Source organism: Flavobacterium sp. M31R6, from assembly GCF_013284035.1.
Classification (GTDB): Bacteria; Bacteroidota; Bacteroidia; order Flavobacteriales; family Flavobacteriaceae; genus Flavobacterium.
The window spans coordinates 1,826,186-1,849,573 of sequence record NZ_CP054141.1; the positions used below are offsets into that span (position 1 = coordinate 1,826,186).

The following is a 23,388-nucleotide window of genomic DNA, read 5'->3' on the forward strand; positions in this document are numbered from 1 at the left end:
TATTTTAAAATTAATTAGGCATTTTTTCCATTAATTCAATCTCAAAAATGATATTGGTATTTGGTGGAATTACGTCACCTGCACCAGCTTCTCCATATGCAAGATGTGAAGGAATAAAAAGAACAGCTTTGTCTCCGATGGACATTTTTTCTATTCCTTCAATAAATCCAGGAATTAAACCATCTTTTCTGCCTGCTTGAAATGGGATTGGAGTGTATTGATTGGCTGCTGCTCTTGCCGGATCAAATTTTCCAAAAGTTTTGGATACATCTTCAATACTTGTGTCAAATAAAGTACCGTTTTCCAAAAATCCTGCATAATGAATGTAAACAGTTGAACCCATAGCTGGCTTTTTGCCGCCACTTTTTTTAGTGATTACATACTGAAGTCCAGTTGCTGTTTTGGTGGCTTTACTTTTTAATTCCGTAAAAGAAGCTACTTTTTGATCACAAACGGCTTTGTATTTGGCTTCATATTCTTTTTTTGCAGCGGCTTCTGCGGCTACTTTTTGTTTTTGGCTTTCAGATTCTATTTTGAAATAATCGTAAAAAGTTTTTTTAGCATCAAATTTCTTGGCATCTTCACCATTTCTGATGATAGTTACACTTTTTATAAAATCATCTTGCTCTATTTTATTCACCACTTCAAGGTTGTAATCTACTACATGTCCAAAAATAGTGTGCTTTCCGTCTAACCAAGGGGTCTCTAAATGGGTGATGAAAAATTGGCTGCTATTGGTTCCAGGTCCATTATTGGCCATTGCCAAAATTCCACCTTTGTCAAATTTCAAATCGCTAAATTCATCTTTAAATTTGTATCCTGTATCTCCAGATCCTGTTCCAAGTGGATCGCCAGTTTGTATCATGAAGTCTTTGATAACTCTATGAAATTTTAGTCCGTTGTAAAATGGTTTTCCTTTCAAAGTATCATTGACAACAAATTCATTTTCGCCTTCAGCCAATGTAATGAAGTTAGCAACTGTTACTGGAGCTTTTTTATAATCTAATTCCAATAGGATACTTCCTTTATTGGTTTCTATTTCGGCATATAAACCATCAGGTAAATTGTTGTGTTCTTTGTTACAGGAAATTAAAGTTGTAATGAGGAGTAGTGCAAATAAAATATTTTTTTTCATATGTAGATAATATTATTTTTTCATTGGAGTATGGAATTCGCATGTCTTTATTGGCATGGGTAACCTATTTAAGGTTATGCTCATTTCATTCTGCTTTTTTTAATTTGTTAACGTGTCTTTTATGGTTGATTTGGGTTTTATAGGCATAGGAGGGCTAACTTTTGCGACGGTATTAGGTTGAATTTGCGCATTATATTTAGATTCAGGCATAAAGTCGCGAAGGGTAACAGTGCAAAGTAAAGGTTGATTGGTACCTATTTTATTATTGTCACCATGATACCCATAACCCATATGCGAAGTAAAAAGGAAATGTACTTTTTCTGTTTTTCGCATAAGTTTTATTCCATCTCTCAATCCCATCATGATTTCCTGTTTGTCTACTTTGTAAATCTGAGGCTCTAATTCGGCTTCGGAATAAATAATATTGCCTTTCAAATCTTTTATTTCATAATCAAAAAAAGCAATATCTCCTTTTTTGGGAGTAAGACTATCGGTCAGGTTTCTGGTTTCGTAGTAATACCAATATCCTTTTTTGGAGGCTATGTATTTTTTCGTGGGATCACTTTTTATTACAGCTTCGATTTGGTCTTCTTCTCCAGCGATCATTTTCTTGTTTCGGGCTATAGATTGCTTCATGAAGCTTCCGGATGATTGTGAAACAGGTCTTCTGGCTTCTTGATGCTGTTTGCAACTCGTCAATAAAACGGCAGCAAAAAAGGTAATTAGTAATACTTTAAAATAGTTCATGGGCTATTATATTTTTAATTTTTGTACTAAACTTTCAAATTTGTGTAGTGTTTCCTCCATTGATACTTCCGATTTTCCTCCGGCAGCATTGCTGTGTCCTCCACCTTGAAAATGATCTCTGGCAAATTGATTTACATCAAAATCACCTTGTGAGCGAAAAGAAATTTTGATGATTCCTTCTTCTTTATTTTCGATAAAAATAGCAGTAAAAACAATTCCTTTTATGCTTAAACCATAATTAACAATGCCTTCAGTGTCACCTTTTACATAATTAAAACTGTTTAATTCCTCTTGTGTCAATGAAGTGTAGGATGTTTTATGATCCATCATCACTTTCATGTTTTGTAAAGCACGACCCAATAGTTGCAAACGATTATAGGAACTATTGTCAAATAATAAGGTTGGGATCAAACTATTTTCGACTCCTAGGTCAATTAATTCGGCAATTATTCTATGAGTTGTTCCAGTAGTCTTTGGAAATCGGAACGAGCCAGAATCAGTTAGGATTCCTGTATAAATGCAAGTAGCAATTGTTTTATCGATATCTTGTTTTTTATCTAAAAAGGAAATGAAATTATACACCATTTCGCAAGTAGAACCAAATGCAACATCCGAATAGGTATAAGTAGCATAATCGTCTGGCCATTGATGATGGTCAATCATGATAAAAGGAGCGGTAAGTTTTTCTAAAACCTGTTCCATTTCGCCCACTCTGTGGAGTGCATTAAAATCCAAAGTAAAAATAAGTTCAGCTTCTTCTAGTATTTTGGTACAAAACTCTTTATCTTTTTCGTATATTTTAACCGTTTCGGAGCCTGGCATCCACGCTAGAAAATCGGGAAAATCATTTGGAGAAATCACTGTAGGATTGTGATTGTTTTTTATTAAAAAATGATATAATGCTAATGTTGAACCCATGGCGTCTCCGTCTGGACCTCTATGTGGAATTATGGCAATTTTTTTTGGAGTTGATAATAACAACTGTATCGCTTGTATGTCTTGTATATTCATAGTTTGCGAAATTACATTTTTTAAACTAAAAGTTGAAAGCTTTTAAGAAATTATAAAGAAATATAGACTATAGGTATTCTGATTTTTTTTTGCGCCTAAGACTTTAATGAAAAATTTATTTCGTTATCAGTTTAAATGGAATCACTATTTTTTTGGTTCAAAGCAAACTTAGAATTCCTGTGTTGAATTGTTTTTAATTACTGTCATAATCTTAGTAATCTCACTATTAAGATATCCTATTTTAGAATCGTATTTATCTGTGTTTTCATTTAATTTGTTATACGCAAGTTCGTATAATTCTGTCCGTAACTTACAATATTCAATTAAATTTTTGTTATTGATGTGAATTTTTTCAGGAAGATACAACTTGTCCAACTCTTTTATTAATTTAATGTTTTCTTCCCAATAATAAATGCCTCTATCTTTAATCATGTAAAGCATTTGTTCTTTTGAAGAACTAGAGCCATAAGCTTCTAATGCCATTTTTTCCATATCAACGAAATCTTGCATTCTGTTTTCATATTCCATTGTTTGATATATATACATTTTGGAGTTTCTACAAATGATTGACAAAGCTATAATAAGTGGGATTGATACGGAATAGATTGCAATTATTGCCTTTTTTCTTTGTCCATCCAAGAGTGCGAGTATAATGCCAAATAAGATTCCAGAAAGAAATCCTCCAATATGTGCTGCGCCATCTATCCCATCCTTGTAACCACTGAGTAGATTTATGGAAATTAAACTAATAAGAGGTAGTAATAAATTAGAATTTAATTTTTCGTCTAATTTTTTAAAAAGAACAAAAATTATTAAAATTCCACACAGTCCAAAAATGGCACCAGATGCTCCAGCACTAACTAAATTATCGTTCCAATATAAACTTGTAATACTGGCAAGTATTCCACAAAAAAGATAAGTAGTCAGTAGTTGCCATTTTTCCATGTAAGGTTCAAGCAGTAAGCCAATATAAGCTAAGCTGATACAATTCATGAAAAGATGAATAATTCCAAAATGAATGAAACAGGAAGAAAGTAATCTCCACCATTCATTTTCGGTAGTTAATGGGCCATAATTTCCACCCCAATCAATGATTTCCTGAATCTCGGGAATGAAAATATTGACTCCTAATAAGCCCATCAAAATAAAAATTAAGATGTTTAAATTGATAAGGATTGGGGTAATAAAATAATTTTTTGTTGGTATAAAAATAGAGAAGAATGAATAGAAGCGGTTTGTTTTTATGGCCTCTGTATTTTGATTAAGAATGTTGTTTTTTAGAGTAGTAATGTATTCAGAAAGCAAATTTTCAGAGAATTCTAAATTTTCATTTTGACTATCTGCTTCATAAAATAATTCTAAAAATGCTTCAATATTCTTCTTATTTCGACCTTTATCATAAATTTGGTTGCCATTACTAGAACTGATAAAATAGGCAGCTTCGGTTTCTATTGTAATATGAATTTTCTCATTCCAAGTGTTTTGAGAATTAACTGTTTCAAATGTTATTTCCTTTTTGTTAATCTCAATTAATTGCCAATTTAGTTTTTTGGAAATTTCAATAGCTTTGAAAATAAATTTATTTTTCGATAAATTGTTTAATGGTAGGCCGTGTAAAAAAGAAGAAGGGAATCCAAAAGCCATTTTTCTGATGATTAAGTTTGTAAAGTAACAATACTACAAAAAAAATCATAAATAAAGTGTAAAACATTTTTTTTAGGCTAAAGGTATTTCAATCCTTTTTTTCTAATGCTTTGATATAAAATAGATTTTGGACCTCTAACAATTTGAGATTTGTAAATCCCGATAGAGCCGGAAAAAAAGTAAGCAATGATACAGGCAATTCCGATGAAAACGCCACTTTCTATACCAAAAAGTTCCATTCCCATAACCGTACAAGCGATAGGAGTATGGGTTGCACCCGAAAACACGGCCACAAATCCCATTCCAGCCAATAAAGCTATCGGTAATGGGACAATTACAGATAAAGCACTTCCCAATGTTGCCCCAACAAAAAAGAGTGGGGTTACTTCGCCTCCCTTAAATCCAGCTCCAAGGGTAAAACCAGTAAAGAGGATTTTTAAAAGAAAATCATAAGGAGCATTATGAATGGAAAAAGCATCTACAATCATAGGAACTCCTAATCCAATATATTTTGTGGTGCCAATTAAATAAATTGATATGGCTAGAATAATTCCGCCTATGAAAGGTCTTAATGGTGGATAATTTATGTTCTTGGAAAATAATTTTCCCCAAAAATGGGTGCTTCTTGCAAAAAGTAAAGCGGCTAATCCAAACAAAATACTGGCGATAAGTATCCAAAATATAGCAGTGAAATTCATTTCGGGAACTGCAGGAATGCTATAATGAGTGTGTTTTATTTCCCAGAATTCAACGGTGAAATAAGCAATATAGGCTACCAGAAAAGAGCAGACAATACTTCTAAAATTAATTTTGTGAAAAAAAATAACTTCCAATGCGAATATCGCACCAGCTAGCGGTGTTCCAAAAACCGAAGCAAAGCCAGCGCTAATTCCCAGAATAATCAAGGTTCTTCTTTCGGAATGATTTAGTCTGAAAATATTGGTGCATAAATCGGCAATGGCACCACCCATTTGCACTGCAGTTCCTTCCCTGCCTGCTGAACCACCAAATAGATGCGTTATTAATGTGCCCAAAAGAACCAACGGCGCCATAAGGAACGGAATCTTTTTTTCGGGTTTATTGTACTCTTCCAATAATAGGTTGTTGCCTTTTGCAATTTTGGAATCAAAGTAAAAGTAACAATAGCCAATAAGTAAACCGCCAAAGGGCAGGAAACAAATAATCCAATTGTGATGATTTCGGACTTGGGTTACAAACTCTAATGAAACCAAGAAAAAAGCAGATGCCGATCCAGAAAAAATGCCTATCAAACAACAAATGAAAGTCCATTTGAGTGTGATAAGCATTATTTGTTTTATTTTTTCAAAATTCATCGATTGCGTTACTTTTTTTAAATAAATTTTATGCTAAAGTATTACAATTCATACTATTTTTTGAACTATTCTGATGCAATTGCTGTAAATTCTATTTCAACCAAGTATTCTGGAGCAACCAATTGGTTGATACCATAAAAACCGGTAGTGGGTTTTATGTCTTTGAAAAAAGTTGCATGTGCTTTTGCAACTTCTTCAAAAGTAGAAACATCGGTAGTGAAAATTCGGGTGCGGATCACGTCTTTCATTCCTACTTTAAGATCTTCCAATACTTTTTCGACTCTTTCCAAGATATTTAAGGTTTGTGCATATGCATCATCGGCTTTTACTTTTTCGCCGTCAACTATTGCAACAGTTCCGGATACTTCAATGATGTTTCCTATACGGACTGCACGACAATATCCCATTTTGTCTTCCCATGGTGACCCAGTTAAGATGTTTTCTCTTTTCATTATTTGGTTTTTTAGTTTTGTTAATTGCTGCTTAAAAGTATCTAAATCTAAAGATTTTCCTTTAAAGGGCGCAATTTATAAAAATTAGAATTAAAAAAACAATCACTTTACGGCGTGAGCTTATCTTGAGGTAGTTTTTCATTTTTTATAACAAAATAAGCGAGATGTTTTAATTTCTGATAACGGTTCAGTGATTGGAGATAATTTTATTGTGTAGTTTTGTTTTTTCTAAATTTAGAATTTCTTAACAGGTCAGGAGAAATAAATTATGTTAGTTTTGTGATTTTATAAGCACTGTTTTTTTATTTTTGAAAAAAATGTTTTTAGATAGAAAACCTACTTTTTTAATGCTATGAAACAAATTTTATTTATTTTTCTGATAGGTTTTTCGACCTGTACGTATGCTCAATTTGAGTCGAGTACAAAGTTCAAAGCGATTCCGCCAGTTAATATAAAACCAAAAGAAAAGAAGCCTACACCTCCAATTGATTCTTCTGTTATTATTCCTCCCAATGTTTATAAAAGCCCAAATGTACAGTCGCCTCCGAATGCTGTTTCGGACTATAAACTAAAAGTTAAGAGTGAGATTTCCATGATTCCAAAGAATGAGTTCATTAATCCTGGGGATGAGGTAAGAGATAGATTGAACAAAAAAACTGACCGTCAGGAAGGAGTTGCGTACCGTCGCAATCAAAGTTTAGGTACTTATAAAACGACTTCTGAATCAGCCAAAGTCATGTATAGGGATGCCCAATATGTAGACGGCGATTTAATTAGGGTGTATTTGAATGGAGAGGTCATTCAATCTTCAGTGTATTTGGATAGTAATTTTAAAGGTTTTGAAATTACTTTGCAAAAAGGTTTTAATAAAATAGATTTTGAAGCATTAAATCAAGGGGATTCTGGCCCCAATACAGCCGAATTCAGAGTTTATGATGATAAAAAAAATCTGGTTTCGGCTAGTGAATGGAATCTTGGTACAGGTTTTAAAGCCACTATTATTCTTGTAAAGGAGTAGTTTTAATTTTTTTTAGAAAAAAAGATTAAAAAGGATCGGCAGTAACTTTAAATTTCATATCCGCTTTTACTGTTGTCTCTTGGGTCAAGGTTTCTTTTGTAATTACCGATGTTCTTATTTTGTAACTCGAAGCCTTAATATATTTGTCTAACTTTTGGGCAGTACAAGTAAGATTGATAGTATTTGTGGTTGAGCTGATATTATCCAGAAAAGCCAATTCGATTTCATCATCGGCAGTTGTAGAAATATACATGTGAACAGATTTTAGAAAACTAAATGTTTTATCAGCAGGACTTGTGATACTCAATTTTAATTCATCCAATTTTACATCTTTTACTAAATCCACATTTGTGTTATTGTTCTTAAATTCTGAAGTAGAATTGGTTGTAACATCTGGCGTTGCCACTTCAAAAGGAGAGTTAAAAGGCAATCCACTATTTATTTTAAATGTAGTTTGATCGGAAATAGTAAAAGTCAATAATTTGTCTACTTCATTGCATGAGACTATCATTAAGGCTAAAAGAACTAGAATTGTAATTTTTTTTGTTTTCATTTAAGGTAAAAGTTTATGATTTGGAGTTTCGTGCAAATGTAATCTAACTAGATATACAATCTCATCATTTAACGGTTTTACCATTTAATTATTATATGAATCGAATTATGTAGGAATGTTATTTCAGTGTCAATGGATGAAAAGTTCTCCAACTATGCCAGTATTCTTGATAGGCTTTTATGGATTTAAGTCCATTAACTAAGGGGTTTGTTGATTTTCCAAGAAATGTATAGCTGTTTTGTCCATCATTTAATAGATTTCCTTCAAGAGTGAATTTTTGATCATTATTATTTCTTTGTAAAACCGTGAAACTTTTTTTGTCATTGGCCAAAACCAATACGATTGGTTTATTGTTGATTACATCATAAACGATTCTTTTCTTTACAAAGTCATTCCAGTCATAGGCTTTACTTTGATTGTCAATGGTAATACCAACAACCCATGACTTGTCTTTCCATGAAAGTGTATCTCTTCTTGTTAGATTTCCTTTTCTTCTTCCGGATTCATAATTACTCAAGCTGTCATACTCTGTTTTGAAATTTTTGTCAACTTGCATGATTAAACTTTTTGGGTTTAAGTCGAGCCATTTGTTTAATGACATTTGATTGCTTTGTAATTCGGGTAAAGATTGTCCTTTTAATGCTCCTGCAATTGCTTCTCCAGTAGCTTGTCTCCACCAACTTTTGGTCGTTTTGTCTTCAAACATAGCATTAAAATGATCCATCCCTACTAATCTAAAAGTTTCTTTTTTACCATTTACTATTGGTTCAAAAACACGGCCAGATCTGCAAACAGTACAATAGGTAACAAGTATCGGATGTTGGGCAATTGTGTCAAACACCTGGTGATGGTATCCTAAAAATTGTATGGGATAAGCTCTGGACTCTCCTTTGTAAGTGATGCCAATAACAATTCGGCTTGTATCCACTTTGCTTTTTGAGGCATCACTCATTTTTAGGTTAGTGGTTTGATGAAACATAGAATCTGCTGCCATGACATAATTTGTAGAATAACCAATCCCAATAGCGATAACTAAAGAGATTAGAGAGAAAATTTTTGATTTTTGAAAAGCGGCTTTAAAGCCAAAAAGGACCATTAGTATAAAAACCAATCTAAAAATCCATCTCCAAGAATACAAAAAATAGGCCAAATCGATACTGTTCATTTCCTGACTTCCAGGCATTGGCATTATAAAATAAACATTTGCAATTTCAAATATCAATAACCCGAGTATACCGAAATAATAGATTTTTTTTGCCATAGCGTGTAGATTTGGTTCTAATTAATAGTAGGTTTTGGTTTTTTATAATTGATTATAAATTGGATATTCTTTGTTTTTTGTTGCTTTTTCTTGAATTAATTTGACTCTTTTGCTTAAAATAAAGAAAAGTTATTCGATAAAAATAAAATAAAAATTTTTCAAAATACAATTTTTCAATTCCGAATATATAAAGTATTTTTGCGCATGCAACACAACGTACTTATTTTAGATTTCGGATCGCAATATACACAGCTTATTGCGCGTAGAGTTCGCGAATTAAATATATTCTGCGAAATTTTTCCTTACAATCATTTTCCAGATGATTTATCAAGTTATAAAGCCGTAATTCTTGGAGGAAGCCCTTTTTCTGTTAGAGGAGAAGATGCACCGCATCCAGATTTATCACAAATTAGAGGTAAGCTTCCTATGCTGGCCGTTTGTTACGGAGCGCAATATTTAGCCCATTTTAGTGGAGGAGAAGTTGCTGCTTCAAACACCAGAGAATACGGAAGAGCGAATTTATCCTATATTAAAGAAGGCGAAACTTTCTTTGACGGCGTTTCTGAAAACAGCCAGGTTTGGATGAGCCATAGCGACAGTATTAAAGCATTGCCTGCAAATGGCGTAAAGTTGGCGAGTACCCACGATGTGGAATATGCCGCTTACAAAATCGAAGGAGAAACTACTTATGCCATTCAATACCATCCTGAGGTTTTTCATTCTACTGACGGTTCAAAAATGTTAGAGAATTTCTTGGTAAAAATTGCCGAGGTTCCTCAAAATTTCACTCCAAATGCTTTCGTTGAAGAAATTGTAGCCGAAATGAAAGAAAAAATCGGAAACGACAAAGTTGTTTTAGGTCTTTCTGGAGGTGTAGATTCAACTGTAGCTGCGGTTTTATTAAATAAAGCAATTGGGAAAAATCTGTATTGTATTTTTGTAAACAATGGATTGCTTCGTAAAAATGAATTCCAAAGTGTTTTAGATCAATACGAAGGAATGGGATTGAACGTAAAAGGAGTAGATGCTTCCCAACGTTTTTATGATGCTTTAGCAGGAGTTACTGATCCAGAATTAAAAAGAAAAGCAATCGGAAATGCGTTTATCGAAGTTTTTGATGCAGAATCACATCTTATCGAAGATGTTACTTGGTTAGCCCAAGGAACGATATATCCTGACGTTATCGAATCGGTTTCGGTAAAAGGACCATCAGCAACTATCAAATCACACCATAATGTGGGTGGTTTACCAGATTATATGAAACTTAAAATTGTTGAACCTTTGCGTATGCTTTTCAAAGATGAAGTACGTAGAGTAGGAGCAACTTTAGGAATTGATCCAGAATTATTAGGAAGACACCCTTTTCCAGGACCTGGATTGTCTATTCGTATTTTAGGAGACATTACTTTAGAGAAAGTACAAATCTTGCAAGATGTAGATAAAGTCTTTATTGACGGATTGAAATCTTGGGGATTATATGATAAAGTATGGCAGGCAGGAGCTATTTTATTGCCAGTAAATAGCGTTGGAGTAATGGGCGATGAGCGTACTTACGAAAAAGTGGTTGCCTTGAGAGCTGTTGAATCAACAGACGGAATGACTGCGGATTGGGTACATTTGCCTTATGAATTCTTGATGAAAGTGTCGAATGATATCATCAATAAAGTAAAAGGAGTGAATCGTGTAGTTTACGATATAAGTTCAAAACCACCAGCAACAATTGAGTGGGAATAATATAATTTTTTTAACATTAAGTCGTTACATTTGTAACGACTTAATTTTTAAAATTATATTTATGAAAGGACTTTTAAGAGTTTTATTATTTATCGGTTTTGTTTCTAATGTCTCTTTTGGACAGCAATCTGTAGCAAAACACACAGTTTTAAAAGGCGAAACAATCCCCCAAATCGCTCAAAACTATAACACTACTCCTTCTGAAATTTATAGACTTAATCCAGAAGCCCAAAACGGAATCGCAGAAAACCAAATGCTTAACGTTCCAGAATTACTTCCTCAATCCAAAAATACAATTACTCATACTGTTGCCCCAAAAGAAACATTGTTTGGGCTAGCGACAAAATATAATATCAAAGTCGAAGCCATTCAAAGTGCAAATACTGTTGCTTTGGCTAATGGATTGCAAGTAGGACAACAATTAGTTATTCCACAAGAAAATACTCAGAAAACAGAAACAGTTATTGCAAAAAATACTCATTTGGTTCAGCCTAAAGAGTCATTATTCAGCATTGCCAGACTTTATAATGTATCTGTTGAAGATTTAGATAAAGCGAATTCGGCTATTTTAAAAGACGGATTGCAAGTAGGGCAAGAAATTAAAATTCCAAACAAAAAGAAAACTCTTGATGGTAGAGTGAGAGTTATCAATGCCGAAACTGTTTTTTATGTGGTAAAAGCCAAAGAAACCAAGTATTCTATAGCAAAACAATTCGGAATAACTGTAGAACAATTGGAATCTCAAAATCCTGAAATTGTAAACGGATTAACTGAAGGAAATAAATTGGCTATCAATGTAAAAGAAGTGAAGCCAACCAATGAAAATGAAGAATTGATGCTTGCTTTGGCAGAAAAACAAGTTGTGGTAGAAAAATCCAAGGCTAATGCCAAAGAAATTAATAGCCTTAAAGAAAAACTAGTATTACAAGAAGAAATTAATCAAAAGGTGATTAATGTAAATGGTCTTTTGGTGAATCTAAAAGAGATTGAAAATACCAAAGAAGGTTCGGCCGAAAAACTTAAATTGGTTTTGGAGGCCAATAAAAATATTCAGGAAATTCTTTTGGTCAAATTGGATTCATTAGTGAAAACAATGGGTAAAGATTTGAATGAATTGAAAAAAACAGAATTGGTCGATCTTGACGAATCCATTCGTTTGCAAAAAATATCCAATGAGAATATCCAAAAGACGAATGAATTGTCACAACAGCTTAAAAAGCAATTGGCAGAGAACAGAAAAGTATATTCTGGTTTGATGGACAAAGCAGAGCGAATTGTTGTAGAAGAGAATCAAGAATACAAGAAAAGTATCAGAGAAAACAGTAAAACAAAGGTTGATCAGAAAACTGTGAAATTTACTCCGGTGGATTTGAAAAACATGGAAATGGAGCAAAAAACTCGTGATTTGAATAACATGAAGTTGATAACAAAACTGGATTCCTTAAATAATGAGAGTAAGTCAGAATTGAAATTACATATCAGTAAGGCTGCTTTTTATAGTAAACAAGCTCGATTGTTTGATGATAATTTGGCTAAATTAAAAAATCAAAGTTATCAGAATAAAGCATACGAATCTCAAACTAAAGCTAAAACAGCTGTGGTGTCTAAATCGCTTACTTTGGATCAAATTAAAAAAGAGTTGGCTAAGCAACCAGCTAAGGTTAAAGCAATTAAAATTGAAAAAATTGAAGGTGTAAAGGATTTGAAATCTGGATATTATGTTGTGTTGGGGAATTTTCATGTAGCTAGTGAAAGAGATGCTTTTATTCGAAAATTAACCGATTCAGGTTCTTTGGATGCTAATTTTTTCTATAATATTAATATACTTTCGTATTATGTTTATTCTAAGACCTTTGCTACAAAAGAAGAGGCGCAATATGAGTTTGTTCAAAAACAAGGAAAACCGCTTTTTGAAAAAATGTTTATTGCTAATATAATTTCCGAGAATACAATTAAGGAATAAATTAACAACGATAGAAGGAATATTTGCCATAAACACAGTATTTTTACTGAATTAAAAACACACATGAACCACGCTAATATGAACTATTTTTCAGTAGTATTTTGTACTATTTTATTTTCTGTTACTTCAAGTTTTTCGCAAGAAAAAGTAGAGAAATATGTTGTTGGTAAAGGAGAAACGATTGCCCAAATAGCCCAAAAGTTTAAAACAACTCCCTACGAAATTTACAAACTCAATCCAGATGCACAAAACGGACTGAAACCTAATAGCATATTGCTGATTCCAAAAAATAATGGAAAAAGCAGCCTGACTTCGACAAAAACGGTAACGCAACAGCCAAAAACGCATGTAGTGATTGCCAAGGAAACTTTATTTGGAATTGAAAGCAAATACGATGTAACCGACGAAGCTTTGAAAAAAGCCAATCCAGATCTTGAGAAATATGGTTTGCAGATAGGTCAAGTTTTGAATATTCCTTCAAAAAATAATTCAAAAACTCCTGTAGTGGCAAAGAATGTAGCAATTTATCATACAGTACAGCCAAAAGAAACCAAGTATTCGATTGCCAAACAATATGACATTACTATTGAAGAATTGGAACGAAAAAATCCTGAGATTGTAGCCAATTTAACTATTGGGTATGAGTTGTTGATAAAAGGAAACGGAAGTAAAACAGCAGCCAAAGTTGTTCCTGCCGAAACAAAAGTTGTAAGTGAAAAGCATATTGCTGTTAGTGTTCCTGAACCAGTAAACTATATTGATTATACAGTCAAACCAAAAGAAACATTTTATAGCTTATCTAAAGTATTCGGATTGACACAGCAACAATTAATAGAATTGAATCCAGCTTTATCAGCAGGCGTTCAAGAAGGAATGGTTTTGAAAGTACCATCGAAATCAAATCAAATTGCGGTAAATTCTGCCAAACAAAAAGTTGTTTTGACAAAAAAAAATAGTCAGGACAAAAAGACTTTGGTGTTGCTGTTTCCTTTTAATATTGCCAAAAATGGGGGAGACACTATCACTTCAACCGTTAATCGACTGAACAATGATAAATTTCTGAATATGACTTTGGATTTTTATTCGGGTGCATTGATGGCGATAGATTCTGCTAAACAAGTGGGGATTTCTATGGATGTAAAAATTTTTGATTCCAATGAAACCAAAACGACTTCAAACGTTAGTTCTGTTTTTAGTGATAACAATCTTACCAATGCTGATGCGGTAGTGGGGCCATTTTATCAAAGCAATGTCGAAAGAACAGCCAGTTTACTTACTCAAAATAATGTACCGGTTATTTCGCCATTGTCAAAAGATGCTGGTAATCCAATGCCGAATTTATACCAGTCAATTGTATCAACATCTGTGATGAAGTCAGCGATGTTTGATTTTTTAACTGCTAAACAAGGGAATGTAATAGCAGTGATTGATAAGAAAAAAGAGACTATCAGAAAATACATTTTAGAAAATCAAAAAGAAATAAAAATAGCTCCATTGACAGCAACTGGTGGTTTGGATGTGGAAAATTTTAAAAGATTATTGGTAAGAGACAAAATGAATTATGTTATTTTGGAGACAGGTAATACAGGAATGATTAAATACACGATGAATGCTATGCTTGGAGTTATGGCTAATTATCAAGTGCAATTGGTTATTTTGGAACCTAATGAGACTTTGGATACAGATGAAATAAGTTTTGAGAACTTGACAAAACTGCATTTGATGTATCCTTCTGCAACTCGTGAAAATAATACTCCTGAAGCTCAACTATTCATGCAGAGTTACAGAAAGAAGAACAAAGTCAATCCAAGTACTTACGCAATTCGTGGTTTTGATATTACTTTTGATACTATGATGCGTTTGTCACAAGATAAAACCTATCAGGAAACAGCCGAAACAATGATAACCGAACAAGTTGAAAATAAGTTTGATTATCACAAAAATGAAGAGGGCGGATATGCTAATAAAGGAGTTTATATCCTGTATTACGATACCGATTTGACTATTAAAGAAGCGAAGTAGTGTTCAGATAGCAGAAAAAAGAAAACAGAAAATTCAAAAAAATGACTTCAAAAGTAACTTATTTAGGGGATTTACGAACTTCCTCTATACACATACAATCGGGCAGTGAAATCCTGTCGGATGCTCCGGTTGATAATAATGGAAAAGGAGAAGCTTTCTCTCCAACAGATTCAGTTGCCAATGCTTTGGCTACCTGTATGATGACGATTATGGGGATAAAAGCAAGAGATATGAATGTTGATTTTAAAGGTTCAACTGCAGCCGTTACCAAAATCATGAATGCTGAGCCTAGAAGAATAGGTGCCATCGAAATTGTTTTTGAAATGCATGGTGTTACGGAACAAAAGGATAAAACTATTTTGGAAAGAGCTGCAATGACTTGCCCAGTTTTCTTGAGCTTGAATACTGATATTGATAAGCGAATTATTTTTAATTGGAGTTAGAATGCAGTGTTCATTTTTCTGAAAACTCATAAATAATAATTGATAACTCCTTATTTTGGACCAAAACCAAAAACAACTCATAAAACTGGCTCACACCAAAATGCCTTTTGGTAAATACGAAGGCTGGTTTCTTATTGATATACCCGAGTATTATATAGTTTGGTACAGTAATAAAGGTTTCCCAAAAGGAGAACTGGGCGATCAATTGAAATTAATTTATGAGCTAAAACTCAACGGACTCGAAGAATTAATTCGAAACATAAAAAAGAAGTACCCAAAACCGTAATTTAATTGTGGGGTTTGCTAGATTTTTAGATGGGTAGATTAAAGTTGTCTGCTAATTAGCCAATTATCCTACAAGTCTAAAAATCTAATATTGGACACTCTAGTATTCCAATTAAATTTGTACTTTTGCCACGTTTTTTACATAACTACAATACAAACAACAACAGAATGAATCAAACGAAATATATTTTTGTTACAGGTGGTGTGACTTCTTCTTTAGGAAAGGGAATTATAGCAGCATCTTTGGCAAAATTGTTACAAGCTAGAGGTTATAGGACGACAATCCAAAAATTTGATCCTTATATCAATGTCGATCCAGGAACTTTGAATCCTTATGAGCATGGAGAATGCTATGTAACGGATGATGGTGCGGAAACTGATTTGGATTTAGGACACTACGAGCGTTTCTTGAATGTACCAACTTCTCAAGCCAATAATGTAACTACAGGTAGAATATATCTTTCGGTAATAGAAAAAGAACGTAGAGGAGAATTTCTAGGAAAAACCGTTCAGGTTGTACCTCATATCACTAATGAGATTAAAGAAAGAATGCAATTGCTTGGTAAATCGGGCGATTTTGATATAGTTATAACTGAAATTGGAGGTACTGTTGGTGATATTGAGTCTTTGCCATACATCGAATCTGTGCGTCAGTTGGTGTGGGATTTAGGTGAAAATAATGCAATTGTTATTCATTTAACTTTGGTTCCTTATTTGGCTGCAGCTGGAGAATTAAAAACCAAACCAACACAACATTCCGTAAAAACCTTGATGGAAAGCGGAATCAAAGCTGATATTTTAGTTTGTAGAACAGAGCATGAGATTTCAGATGAAATTCGCAACAAATTAGCGTTGTTTTGTAATGTAAAAAGAGAGGCAGTTATTCAATCTATAGATGCTTCTACAATTTATGAAGTTCCAAATTTAATGTTGGAAGAAGGACTGGATGTTGTGGCACTGAAAAAATTGGATTTACCTAAAAAAGCAGCTCCGGATTTAAAAAACTGGAATACTTTCTTACGTAGGTTGAAATTCCCAAAACATACCGTAAATATCGGTTTGATTGGAAAATATGTTGAAATGCAAGATTGTTACAAGTCAATTCTTGAGGCTTTCATTCATGCAGGTGCTGCAAATGAAACTAAAGTTAATGTTATTTCTATACATTCAGAATTTATAGATTCTGAGAATATTAAAGAAAAATTATCCGGTTTGGATGCTATTCTAGTGGCTCCAGGTTTTGGAGAAAGAGGAATAGAAGGAAAAATTGAAGCGATTCGTTATGCCCGTGAAAATAAAGTTCCGTTTTTCGGAATTTGTTTGGGTATGCAAATGGCGATTATTGAATATTCCAGAAATGTATTAGGATTGGCAGATGCTAATTCTACCGAAATGAATGATAAAACTTCAAATCCAGTAGTGAATTTGATGGAAGATCAAAAAAATGTAACAGACAAAGGAGGAACAATGCGTCTTGGTGCATGGAAATGTGATATAACACCAGATTCGTTGGCACACAAAATTTACGGAAAAACATCAATATCGGAACGTCACCGTCACCGTTACGAATACAACAGTCAATATGTAGATCAATTGCAAAAAGCGGGATTGATTTCTTCTGGTGTAAATCCAGATACGGGTCTTGTAGAGATTGTTGAATTAGCAGATCATCCTTTCTTTATTGGTGTGCAATACCACCCAGAATATAAGAGTACTGTAGCAAATCCACATCCTATTTTTGTAAGTTTTGTGGCAGCAGCTGTTAAGGCAAAAAAGAAATAAAAGCTTATAATTAGATTTTAGAAATGATTTTTGTAAAAATGTAACATTAGCGATGTTTCGATGACTAACAAAATCAGTTTCTAATTCATCTAAATTAGAAAGACGAAAAACAACAATAAATAAAATGGAAGAAAAAAAATTAGACCTTAACTCGGTTATAGGTATTGTATTGATTATTGGTATTTTTCTTTGGATGATGTACCAAAACAAACCTTCGGAGGCAACTCTTGCTGCAGAAAAGGCTAAAAAAGAATTGGTTGCAAAAGAAGCACAAGCTAAAGCGGCAGCCGTAAAATCAATTGAAACTCCAATGGCTGCTGTTGCCGGTGATTCTACTCAATTGGCTCAATTGCAAAAAACTTTAGGTGGTTTTGCTTATTCTGCTACTTTACCTTCGGCAAAAAATGATGTTACAACAATCGAAAATGATTTTGTATTATTAAAAATCGCCAATAAAGGAGGTTACATTGTAGAAGCTACTTTGAAGAATTTTGAAAAATTTAAGAAGAATTCTGGACAATTGGTTTCTTTGATTAAAGACAACAATGCCGATTTGAATATTCAATTGCAAACAAGTGATAATAGAGTTTTAAATACAAAAAACTTGTATTTTGAACCTACATTAACTAAAGTTGGTGCTGATCAAATTCTTTCGATGAAATTGAAATCAGGTCCAAATGAATTCTTGGAGTATAAATATATTTTGAAACCAAACGATTATATGGTTGGTTTTGATATCCGTTCTCAAGGATTGAATAAAGTATTGAATACGGCTAAACCATTGGATTTACAGTGGAATTTAAAAACGTTCAGAACTGAGAAAAGTATTTCATACGAAAACCGTTTTACGCTTTTGAACTATGAGTATGGAGATGAAAAATTTGACAATGTTTCTGGAACAGGAAAAGAAGCAAAAGAAGATACTCCTGAAAAAGTTAAATTTGTAGCTTTTAAACAGCACTTTTTCAGTTCTATATTATTAACAAATACTCCTTTTGAAAAATCTAGTTTAAAATCTAATAACGTTGTATTGGATGAAACTAAAGATACTATTTTTACTAAGCAGTTTAATGCTACAGTACCATTAGCTTTTCAAAATGGTGAAGTGGACTATAAAATGAATTGGTATTTTGGGCCAACGGATTATGCTACTCTGAAAGCTTATGATAAGGGTATGGAGAAAATAGTTCCACTGGGTTGGGGTATTTTTGGTTGGATAAATAAATTTATTTTTATACCATTATTTGGTTTTTTAAGCGGTAATATTTCTTATGGATTAGCAATTATTATCTTTACAATTATCATTAAAATTGCGATGTCGCCTATTACCTATAAGTCATTCTTGTCCCAAGCCAAGATGAAAGTATTGCGACCTGAGATTACAGAATTGGGTGAGAAATTCAAAAAAGACCCAATGAAAAAGCAGCAGGAAACAATGAAGCTGTATTCTAAAGCGGGTGTGAATCCTATGGCGGGTTGTATTCCGGCCCTGATTCAGATTCCATTTATGTATGCTTCGTTTCAGTTTTTTCCATCAGCTTTTGAGTTGAGACAAAAAAGTTTCCTTTGGGCAGATGATTTGTCTTCATTTGACTCTGTTTATAAACTACCATTCCATATTCCATTATACGGAGATCATATTGGTTTGTTTCCATTAATGGCTGCCGTAGCAATTTTCTTTTATATGAAAATGACTTCTGGTGATCAACAAATGGCAGCTCCTCAACAAGAAGGAATGCCGGATATGGCCAAGATGATGAAATACATGATTTATATTTCACCACTTATGATGTTGATTTTCTTCAATAGTTACGGTGCAGGATTGAGTTTGTATAACTTCATGTCGAATTTAATTACAATCGGAATTATGTTTGTAATCAAAAATCACATTGTAGATCCAGATAAGATTCATGCTCAAATTCAAGAGAACAAATTGAAAGAGCCTAAGAAACCAGGTAAATTTCAACAAAAACTGCAAGAAGCGATGGAACAAGCCGAAGCTCAAAAAGCAAAAAAGAAATAAATATAAATTGAATATAAGTAAAAAAGCTCCTGTTTACCAGGAGCTTTTTTGTTTTAACAAAGTAGATTAACAACCAATTAATTATATTTATTAAAACGTGGGTAGTAGAACTTTGTCTAATACGTGTATGATTCCATTGGAACATTGAACATCGACTGCAATGATATTGCAATTTCTTCCGCTAACATCCAATAATCGGGTAGGAGTAAATTTTACGGTAACATTTTGACCGGAAAAAGTAGTTACGACTTGATCATTTGTCAATTGTTTTGATTCTACATTGGCACCAGCAACTACATGATATTTTAATGTTTTTTCTAGTACATTGGCTGGAATAGCAGATAATCCAGAATAACCGGTTTCTGTTAAGAAAGCTCCAAATGCATCATTTGTTGGAGCGAAAACCGTGAAAGGTGAACTTGCTGTTCCAGATAATATTCCTGCAAATCCTGAGGCTGGATTATAGGTTAATGCAGCTACTAATGTGGTAAAGTTTGGATTGGCAATCGCATGATCTACAATCGTAGGAAGACCTATTACAGCGTCTACAACATGTATTACTCCATTTGTCGCCATAATATCTGCTGTGACGACTTTGGCAACTCCATTCAATTTTACTCCAGATGAAGTGTTGACAAACATACTTAATGTGTTAGTTGTTGATGCTCCACCTTTGGCGAGAGTTTTTATGTAACCCGTTGTTAAATCAGTAGATTTTACTTTGCCACTTACTACGTGATTTAGTAGTATTTGAGTTAACGCAGCTGTTGGTACATCTTTGATGGTAGCGTAAGGTGTGGTTTTGAGAAAAGCGGTAAACGCGGCATTTGTAGGTGCAAATACGGTATAAGGTCCAGCTCCTTTTAAGGTTGTTGCTAAATCGGCTTTTGTTAATGCTTCAACTAAAATTGAGAAATCTGGATTACTTGAAGCAATTCCTGTAATCGTATTATCTGCAACTGGTGTTGGAGTGGTGTTGTCATCATTGTTGCATGAGATACCAATGATTAATAAGAGAACCAAAGCTATTTCCTTTTTGAATTTTAATAAATTTTTCATCTTGTTGTGGTTTTATGTTTAATAATTAGTTTAAATTCTTAAACAAAACTAGTGATTTAAATAATTAGTTGTTTGATAAAAATTAAAAAAAATTAAACAAAACCAAAAATTTATGATTTTTTTTAAAAGTGTTTAATCGCTTATAAGTACTTGTAAATCAATTATATGTAATGTTTTAGAGGGTTGGTTTATTTGTTTGCTATTGATTTAGGCGTGATATAGTTAAACATTATAAAAAAAAATTTTTTAATGTATTGGAATTTTGGGTTGGCTGCTTTTTAGGATCAAATTTTTAGACAATAAAATCCAATTGATGATTTTGTTGTAAGTTTCGATTTCATTGAATTGGCTAAATCAGAGACTTAAAGTACTAGATAATTGTTTTTAGGTAAAAGATTCTTAGCTTTTTTATTGTTCATAAATGAGATTATGTATTTGTAAATTATTTATCGAAATCACTTTAAATTTCTAATTTATGCATCCATTAGTATTTGGTTTTAGTTCAGTAATGATTATGTCTAAAATTTGATTGTAAAGGCCAAATGATGTTATGTTAGTATTTTTAAACCCTATTCGTGTATCAATGAAGGCTAATAAAGTAACCTGTGAATAGTTAGACAAAAAAATAACGGAAAATCTTATTTTGATATAAGTTTTCCGTTATAAAAAGTAATTATGGAAAATAATTTGATTTTTTAAAAAGTAGGTAAGAGTACTTTGTCTAGTACATGGATAACTCCATTAGTGCATTGCACGTCTACTGCTATAATATTACAATTTCTGCTATTTACATCAACAAGTCTTGTTGGAGTGAATTTTACAGTTACATTCTGTCCCGAAAACATACCTATAACTTGGTTGTCACTTAATTGGGAAGATAAAACATTGGCTCCCGTAAATACGTGATATTTTAATGTTTTTTCTAAAACGTTTGCAGGTATTGCTGAAAGGCCTGAAAACCCTGTCTCACCTAAGAATGCTACAAAAGCATCATTTGTTGGCGCAAACACTGTAAATGGAGAACTAGCGGTACCGGATAAAATTCCTGCGAAACCAGATGATGGATTATAGGTTAATGCGGCAACCAGAATCGAGAAGTTGGGATTTGCAAGTGCGTGATCTACAATAGTTGGTAAAGGAATTACTGCGTCAACAATATGCATAACACCATTTGCCGCCAATATATCTGCTTTTATAACTTTTGAAACTCCATTCAATTGTACCCCGTTTGAAGTATTAACAAACATACTTAGAGTATTATTGGACGATGCGCCTCCTTTTGCTAGTGTTTTAACATAACCTGTTGTTAAGTCGGTTGATTTTAGTTTGCCTTTAACAATGTGATTCGATAATATTTGTATTAATACATCTCTAGGTACTTCAAATATGCTTTTATAGGGTGTCGTTTTCAAAAATGCTGTGAAAGCTGCGTTGGTTGGTGCAAAAACAGTATAGTAGGTACCTTTGGCTGTCAATGTTGATGTTAAGTCAGCTTTTGATAATGCCTCTGAAAAAATAGAGTAGTCTGGATTCGAAACTGCAATTTCTGCAATAGAAGTGTTTGTTTGTGCGATTGGTGTGCTTTCCATTTCATTGTCATCTTTTGTACAAGAAATAAAACTTACTAGTACTAGAGCTAGTAATCCCAATGGTCTGAGTTTTAATAAATTTTTCATAATAGTTGTTTTTGATTCTTTAACCAAAATTAAATATTATTTTCAATGGTTGTTTATTTAAATTAATGAAATATTAAACAAAAAAATAAACTTTATTATTTTGTTTTATTTTGTTTATACTTGAAAATCAGTAAGTTGTGTTTTTATTATCTATTGTTAGTGCTTGTTTTTAGTGTTATGTAGCTTGATCTTTTGTTTTTAATAATTCAACTCTTTTTGCTAGTTTACTTAAACAAAAAACCGAGATAGTTAGTCTTTTTTTTCCTATTTTTTCTATTTTGTAAGTTATAATTACGGTAATTTTTAGTGACTTTTGAATTGAAATATTTATGTACTTTTATATCATATTAAACCTATGTATTATTAGTTTACTATTTTAAATACATTTGTTTTGTTCTAACCAAATTGTAATGCTATGTTCTATATTTTTAGGTTTTTAATTTTTTTCTTGTGTTTTCAAAGTGTTTTTTCACAAACAGATTCCAATCCATTAGATGAGAATGGAAAAAAGCACGGTGTTTGGAAAGGATTTTATGAAGAATCTGGGAGACAGCGTTATGAAGGGACTTTTGAACATGGCAAGGAAGTTGGTGTTTTTAATTTTTTTGACGATACAAAAGCAAAATCAATTATTGCGACAAGAACTTTTAATGCTAAGGACAACTCTTGTTATACCGTTTTTTATGACCAGAATAAAAATGTTGTGAGTGAAGGTAAAGAGATAAATAAACTGCGAGAAGGTCAATGGAAATATTATCATAAGGCTTCAAAAACAATTATGACTTTGGAGAATTATAAAAATGGAAAACTCGATGGAGTCCGAACAGTATACTATCCAAGCGGTAAAATTGTGGATGAAACCATTTATAAAAACGGATTAAAAGAAGGTGTTTATAAAAAATATTCTGAGAAAGGAATTGTTTTGGAAAATAGTTTTTTCAAAAATGGCGAATATGAAGGTGAGGCTGTCTATAAAGACCCGAATGATCTTGTTATTGCAAAAGGAAAGTTCAAAAATGGCAAGAAAGTTGGGAAGTGGCAGTTTTTTATCAATGGGAAATTGGAAAGTGAGGAGAATATGGATAAGCCTAAAAAGCCACAACTAAAAAAAGATAAAGTAAAAATAGATTAAGAGTTTAGGAATCTTTAGTCTATTTCTTGAGATATTATTTTGGGTTATTGTTGCATTGTTTTCATCAATCCTGATGTTGCTATAAGTAGGTTTATTATTTGTACTTTTGCGAAA

At 32.8% G+C, this 23,388-nt stretch carries 19 protein-coding genes; 9 read left to right on the plus strand and 10 right to left on the minus strand.

The window, feature by feature from the left end; all coding sequences use genetic code 11:
- Positions 1 to 10: 10 nt before the first annotated feature.
- The 6 genes from HQN62_RS07445 to HQN62_RS07470 all read right to left on the minus strand — a co-directional run bounded on the left by HQN62_RS07445 (position 11) and on the right by HQN62_RS07470 (position 6,323).
- Positions 11 to 1,135 carry a peptidylprolyl isomerase gene (locus tag HQN62_RS07445; protein ID WP_116795772.1) on the minus strand — a complete coding sequence of 375 codons (1,125 nt, stop codon included), beginning with the start codon at positions 1,133 to 1,135 and terminating at the stop codon, positions 11 to 13.
- Positions 1,136 to 1,234: 99 nt separating this feature from the next.
- A complete protein-coding gene (gene gldI, locus HQN62_RS07450) occupies positions 1,235 to 1,882 on the minus strand; it encodes a gliding motility-associated peptidyl-prolyl isomerase GldI (RefSeq protein ID WP_116795771.1) in 648 nt (215 codons plus the stop codon).
- A gap of 6 nt (positions 1,883 to 1,888) precedes the next feature.
- Entirely contained in the window at positions 1,889 to 2,893 is a 1,005-nt protein-coding gene (locus HQN62_RS07455) for a DHH family phosphoesterase (RefSeq protein ID WP_173503881.1), read from the minus strand.
- Positions 2,894 to 3,061: 168 nt separating this feature from the next.
- The gene (locus tag HQN62_RS07460) at positions 3,062 to 4,537 is read right to left on the minus strand and encodes a rhomboid family intramembrane serine protease (RefSeq protein ID WP_173503882.1); all 1,476 of its coding nucleotides are present in this window, start codon (positions 4,535 to 4,537) and stop codon (positions 3,062 to 3,064) included.
- A 77-nt stretch (positions 4,538 to 4,614) separates the two neighbouring features.
- Entirely contained in the window at positions 4,615 to 5,871 is a 1,257-nt protein-coding gene (locus HQN62_RS07465; RefSeq protein ID WP_173503883.1) for a voltage-gated chloride channel family protein, read from the minus strand.
- Between the two features lie 65 nt (positions 5,872 to 5,936).
- Positions 5,937 to 6,323: a RidA family protein gene (locus tag HQN62_RS07470; protein WP_116795767.1), complete on the minus strand. Its 387-nt coding sequence runs from the start codon at positions 6,321 to 6,323 to the stop codon at positions 5,937 to 5,939.
- A 352-nt stretch (positions 6,324 to 6,675) separates the two neighbouring features.
- On the opposite strand from HQN62_RS07470, the gene HQN62_RS07475 reads away from it, so the two are divergent.
- Positions 6,676 to 7,341: a hypothetical protein gene (locus HQN62_RS07475; RefSeq protein WP_116795766.1), complete on the plus strand. Its 666-nt coding sequence runs from the start codon at positions 6,676 to 6,678 to the stop codon at positions 7,339 to 7,341.
- Between the two features lie 25 nt (positions 7,342 to 7,366).
- Here HQN62_RS07475 and HQN62_RS07480 read toward each other — a convergent pair whose 3' ends face one another.
- Both HQN62_RS07480 and HQN62_RS07485 read right to left on the minus strand, forming a co-directional pair.
- Positions 7,367 to 7,894 (minus strand): hypothetical protein, encoded by a 528-nt coding sequence (locus tag HQN62_RS07480; protein ID WP_116795765.1) that lies wholly within the window; start codon positions 7,892 to 7,894, stop codon positions 7,367 to 7,369.
- Between the two features lie 118 nt (positions 7,895 to 8,012).
- The gene (locus tag HQN62_RS07485; RefSeq protein WP_173503884.1) at positions 8,013 to 9,155 is read right to left on the minus strand and encodes a DUF3179 domain-containing (seleno)protein; all 1,143 of its coding nucleotides are present in this window, start codon (positions 9,153 to 9,155) and stop codon (positions 8,013 to 8,015) included.
- Between the two features lie 204 nt (positions 9,156 to 9,359).
- Between HQN62_RS07485 and guaA the strand changes: the two genes are divergently transcribed.
- From guaA to yidC, 7 genes are all read left to right on the plus strand, one after another.
- Positions 9,360 to 10,889 carry a glutamine-hydrolyzing GMP synthase gene (gene guaA / locus HQN62_RS07490; RefSeq protein WP_116795763.1) on the plus strand — a complete coding sequence of 510 codons (1,530 nt, stop codon included), beginning with the start codon at positions 9,360 to 9,362 and terminating at the stop codon, positions 10,887 to 10,889.
- Positions 10,890 to 10,950: 61 nt separating this feature from the next.
- Positions 10,951 to 12,852: a LysM peptidoglycan-binding domain-containing protein gene (locus tag HQN62_RS07495; RefSeq protein WP_173503885.1), complete on the plus strand. Its 1,902-nt coding sequence runs from the start codon at positions 10,951 to 10,953 to the stop codon at positions 12,850 to 12,852.
- A gap of 63 nt (positions 12,853 to 12,915) precedes the next feature.
- A complete protein-coding gene (locus tag HQN62_RS07500) occupies positions 12,916 to 14,874 on the plus strand; it encodes a PBP1 and LysM peptidoglycan-binding domain-containing protein (RefSeq protein WP_254454496.1) in 1,959 nt (652 codons plus the stop codon).
- A 41-nt stretch (positions 14,875 to 14,915) separates the two neighbouring features.
- Positions 14,916 to 15,317: an OsmC family protein gene (locus tag HQN62_RS07505; protein ID WP_173503887.1), complete on the plus strand. Its 402-nt coding sequence runs from the start codon at positions 14,916 to 14,918 to the stop codon at positions 15,315 to 15,317.
- 55 nt (positions 15,318 to 15,372) lie between these two features.
- A complete protein-coding gene (locus HQN62_RS07510) occupies positions 15,373 to 15,603 on the plus strand; it encodes a DUF3820 family protein (RefSeq protein ID WP_116795759.1) in 231 nt (76 codons plus the stop codon).
- A gap of 167 nt (positions 15,604 to 15,770) precedes the next feature.
- Positions 15,771 to 17,384, plus strand: coding sequence for a CTP synthase (locus HQN62_RS07515; RefSeq protein ID WP_173503888.1), 1,614 nt, complete (start codon positions 15,771 to 15,773; stop codon positions 17,382 to 17,384).
- 124 nt (positions 17,385 to 17,508) lie between these two features.
- Positions 17,509 to 19,407 (plus strand): membrane protein insertase YidC, encoded by a 1,899-nt coding sequence (yidC, locus tag HQN62_RS07520; RefSeq protein WP_173503889.1) that lies wholly within the window; start codon positions 17,509 to 17,511, stop codon positions 19,405 to 19,407.
- Positions 19,408 to 19,497: 90 nt separating this feature from the next.
- On the opposite strand, the gene HQN62_RS07525 is transcribed toward yidC, so the two are convergent.
- Together HQN62_RS07525 and HQN62_RS07530 are read right to left on the minus strand one after the other, a co-directional pair.
- Positions 19,498 to 20,466, minus strand: a complete 969-nt coding sequence (locus HQN62_RS07525) for a fasciclin domain-containing protein (protein ID WP_173503890.1) — start codon at positions 20,464 to 20,466, stop codon at positions 19,498 to 19,500.
- A 695-nt stretch (positions 20,467 to 21,161) separates the two neighbouring features.
- Positions 21,162 to 22,142, minus strand: a complete 981-nt coding sequence (locus HQN62_RS07530) for a fasciclin domain-containing protein (RefSeq protein ID WP_173503891.1) — start codon at positions 22,140 to 22,142, stop codon at positions 21,162 to 21,164.
- A gap of 415 nt (positions 22,143 to 22,557) precedes the next feature.
- Between HQN62_RS07530 and HQN62_RS07535 the strand changes: the two genes are divergently transcribed.
- A complete protein-coding gene (locus tag HQN62_RS07535; protein ID WP_173503892.1) occupies positions 22,558 to 23,274 on the plus strand; it encodes a toxin-antitoxin system YwqK family antitoxin in 717 nt (238 codons plus the stop codon).
- Positions 23,275 to 23,388 lie beyond the last annotated feature (114 nt).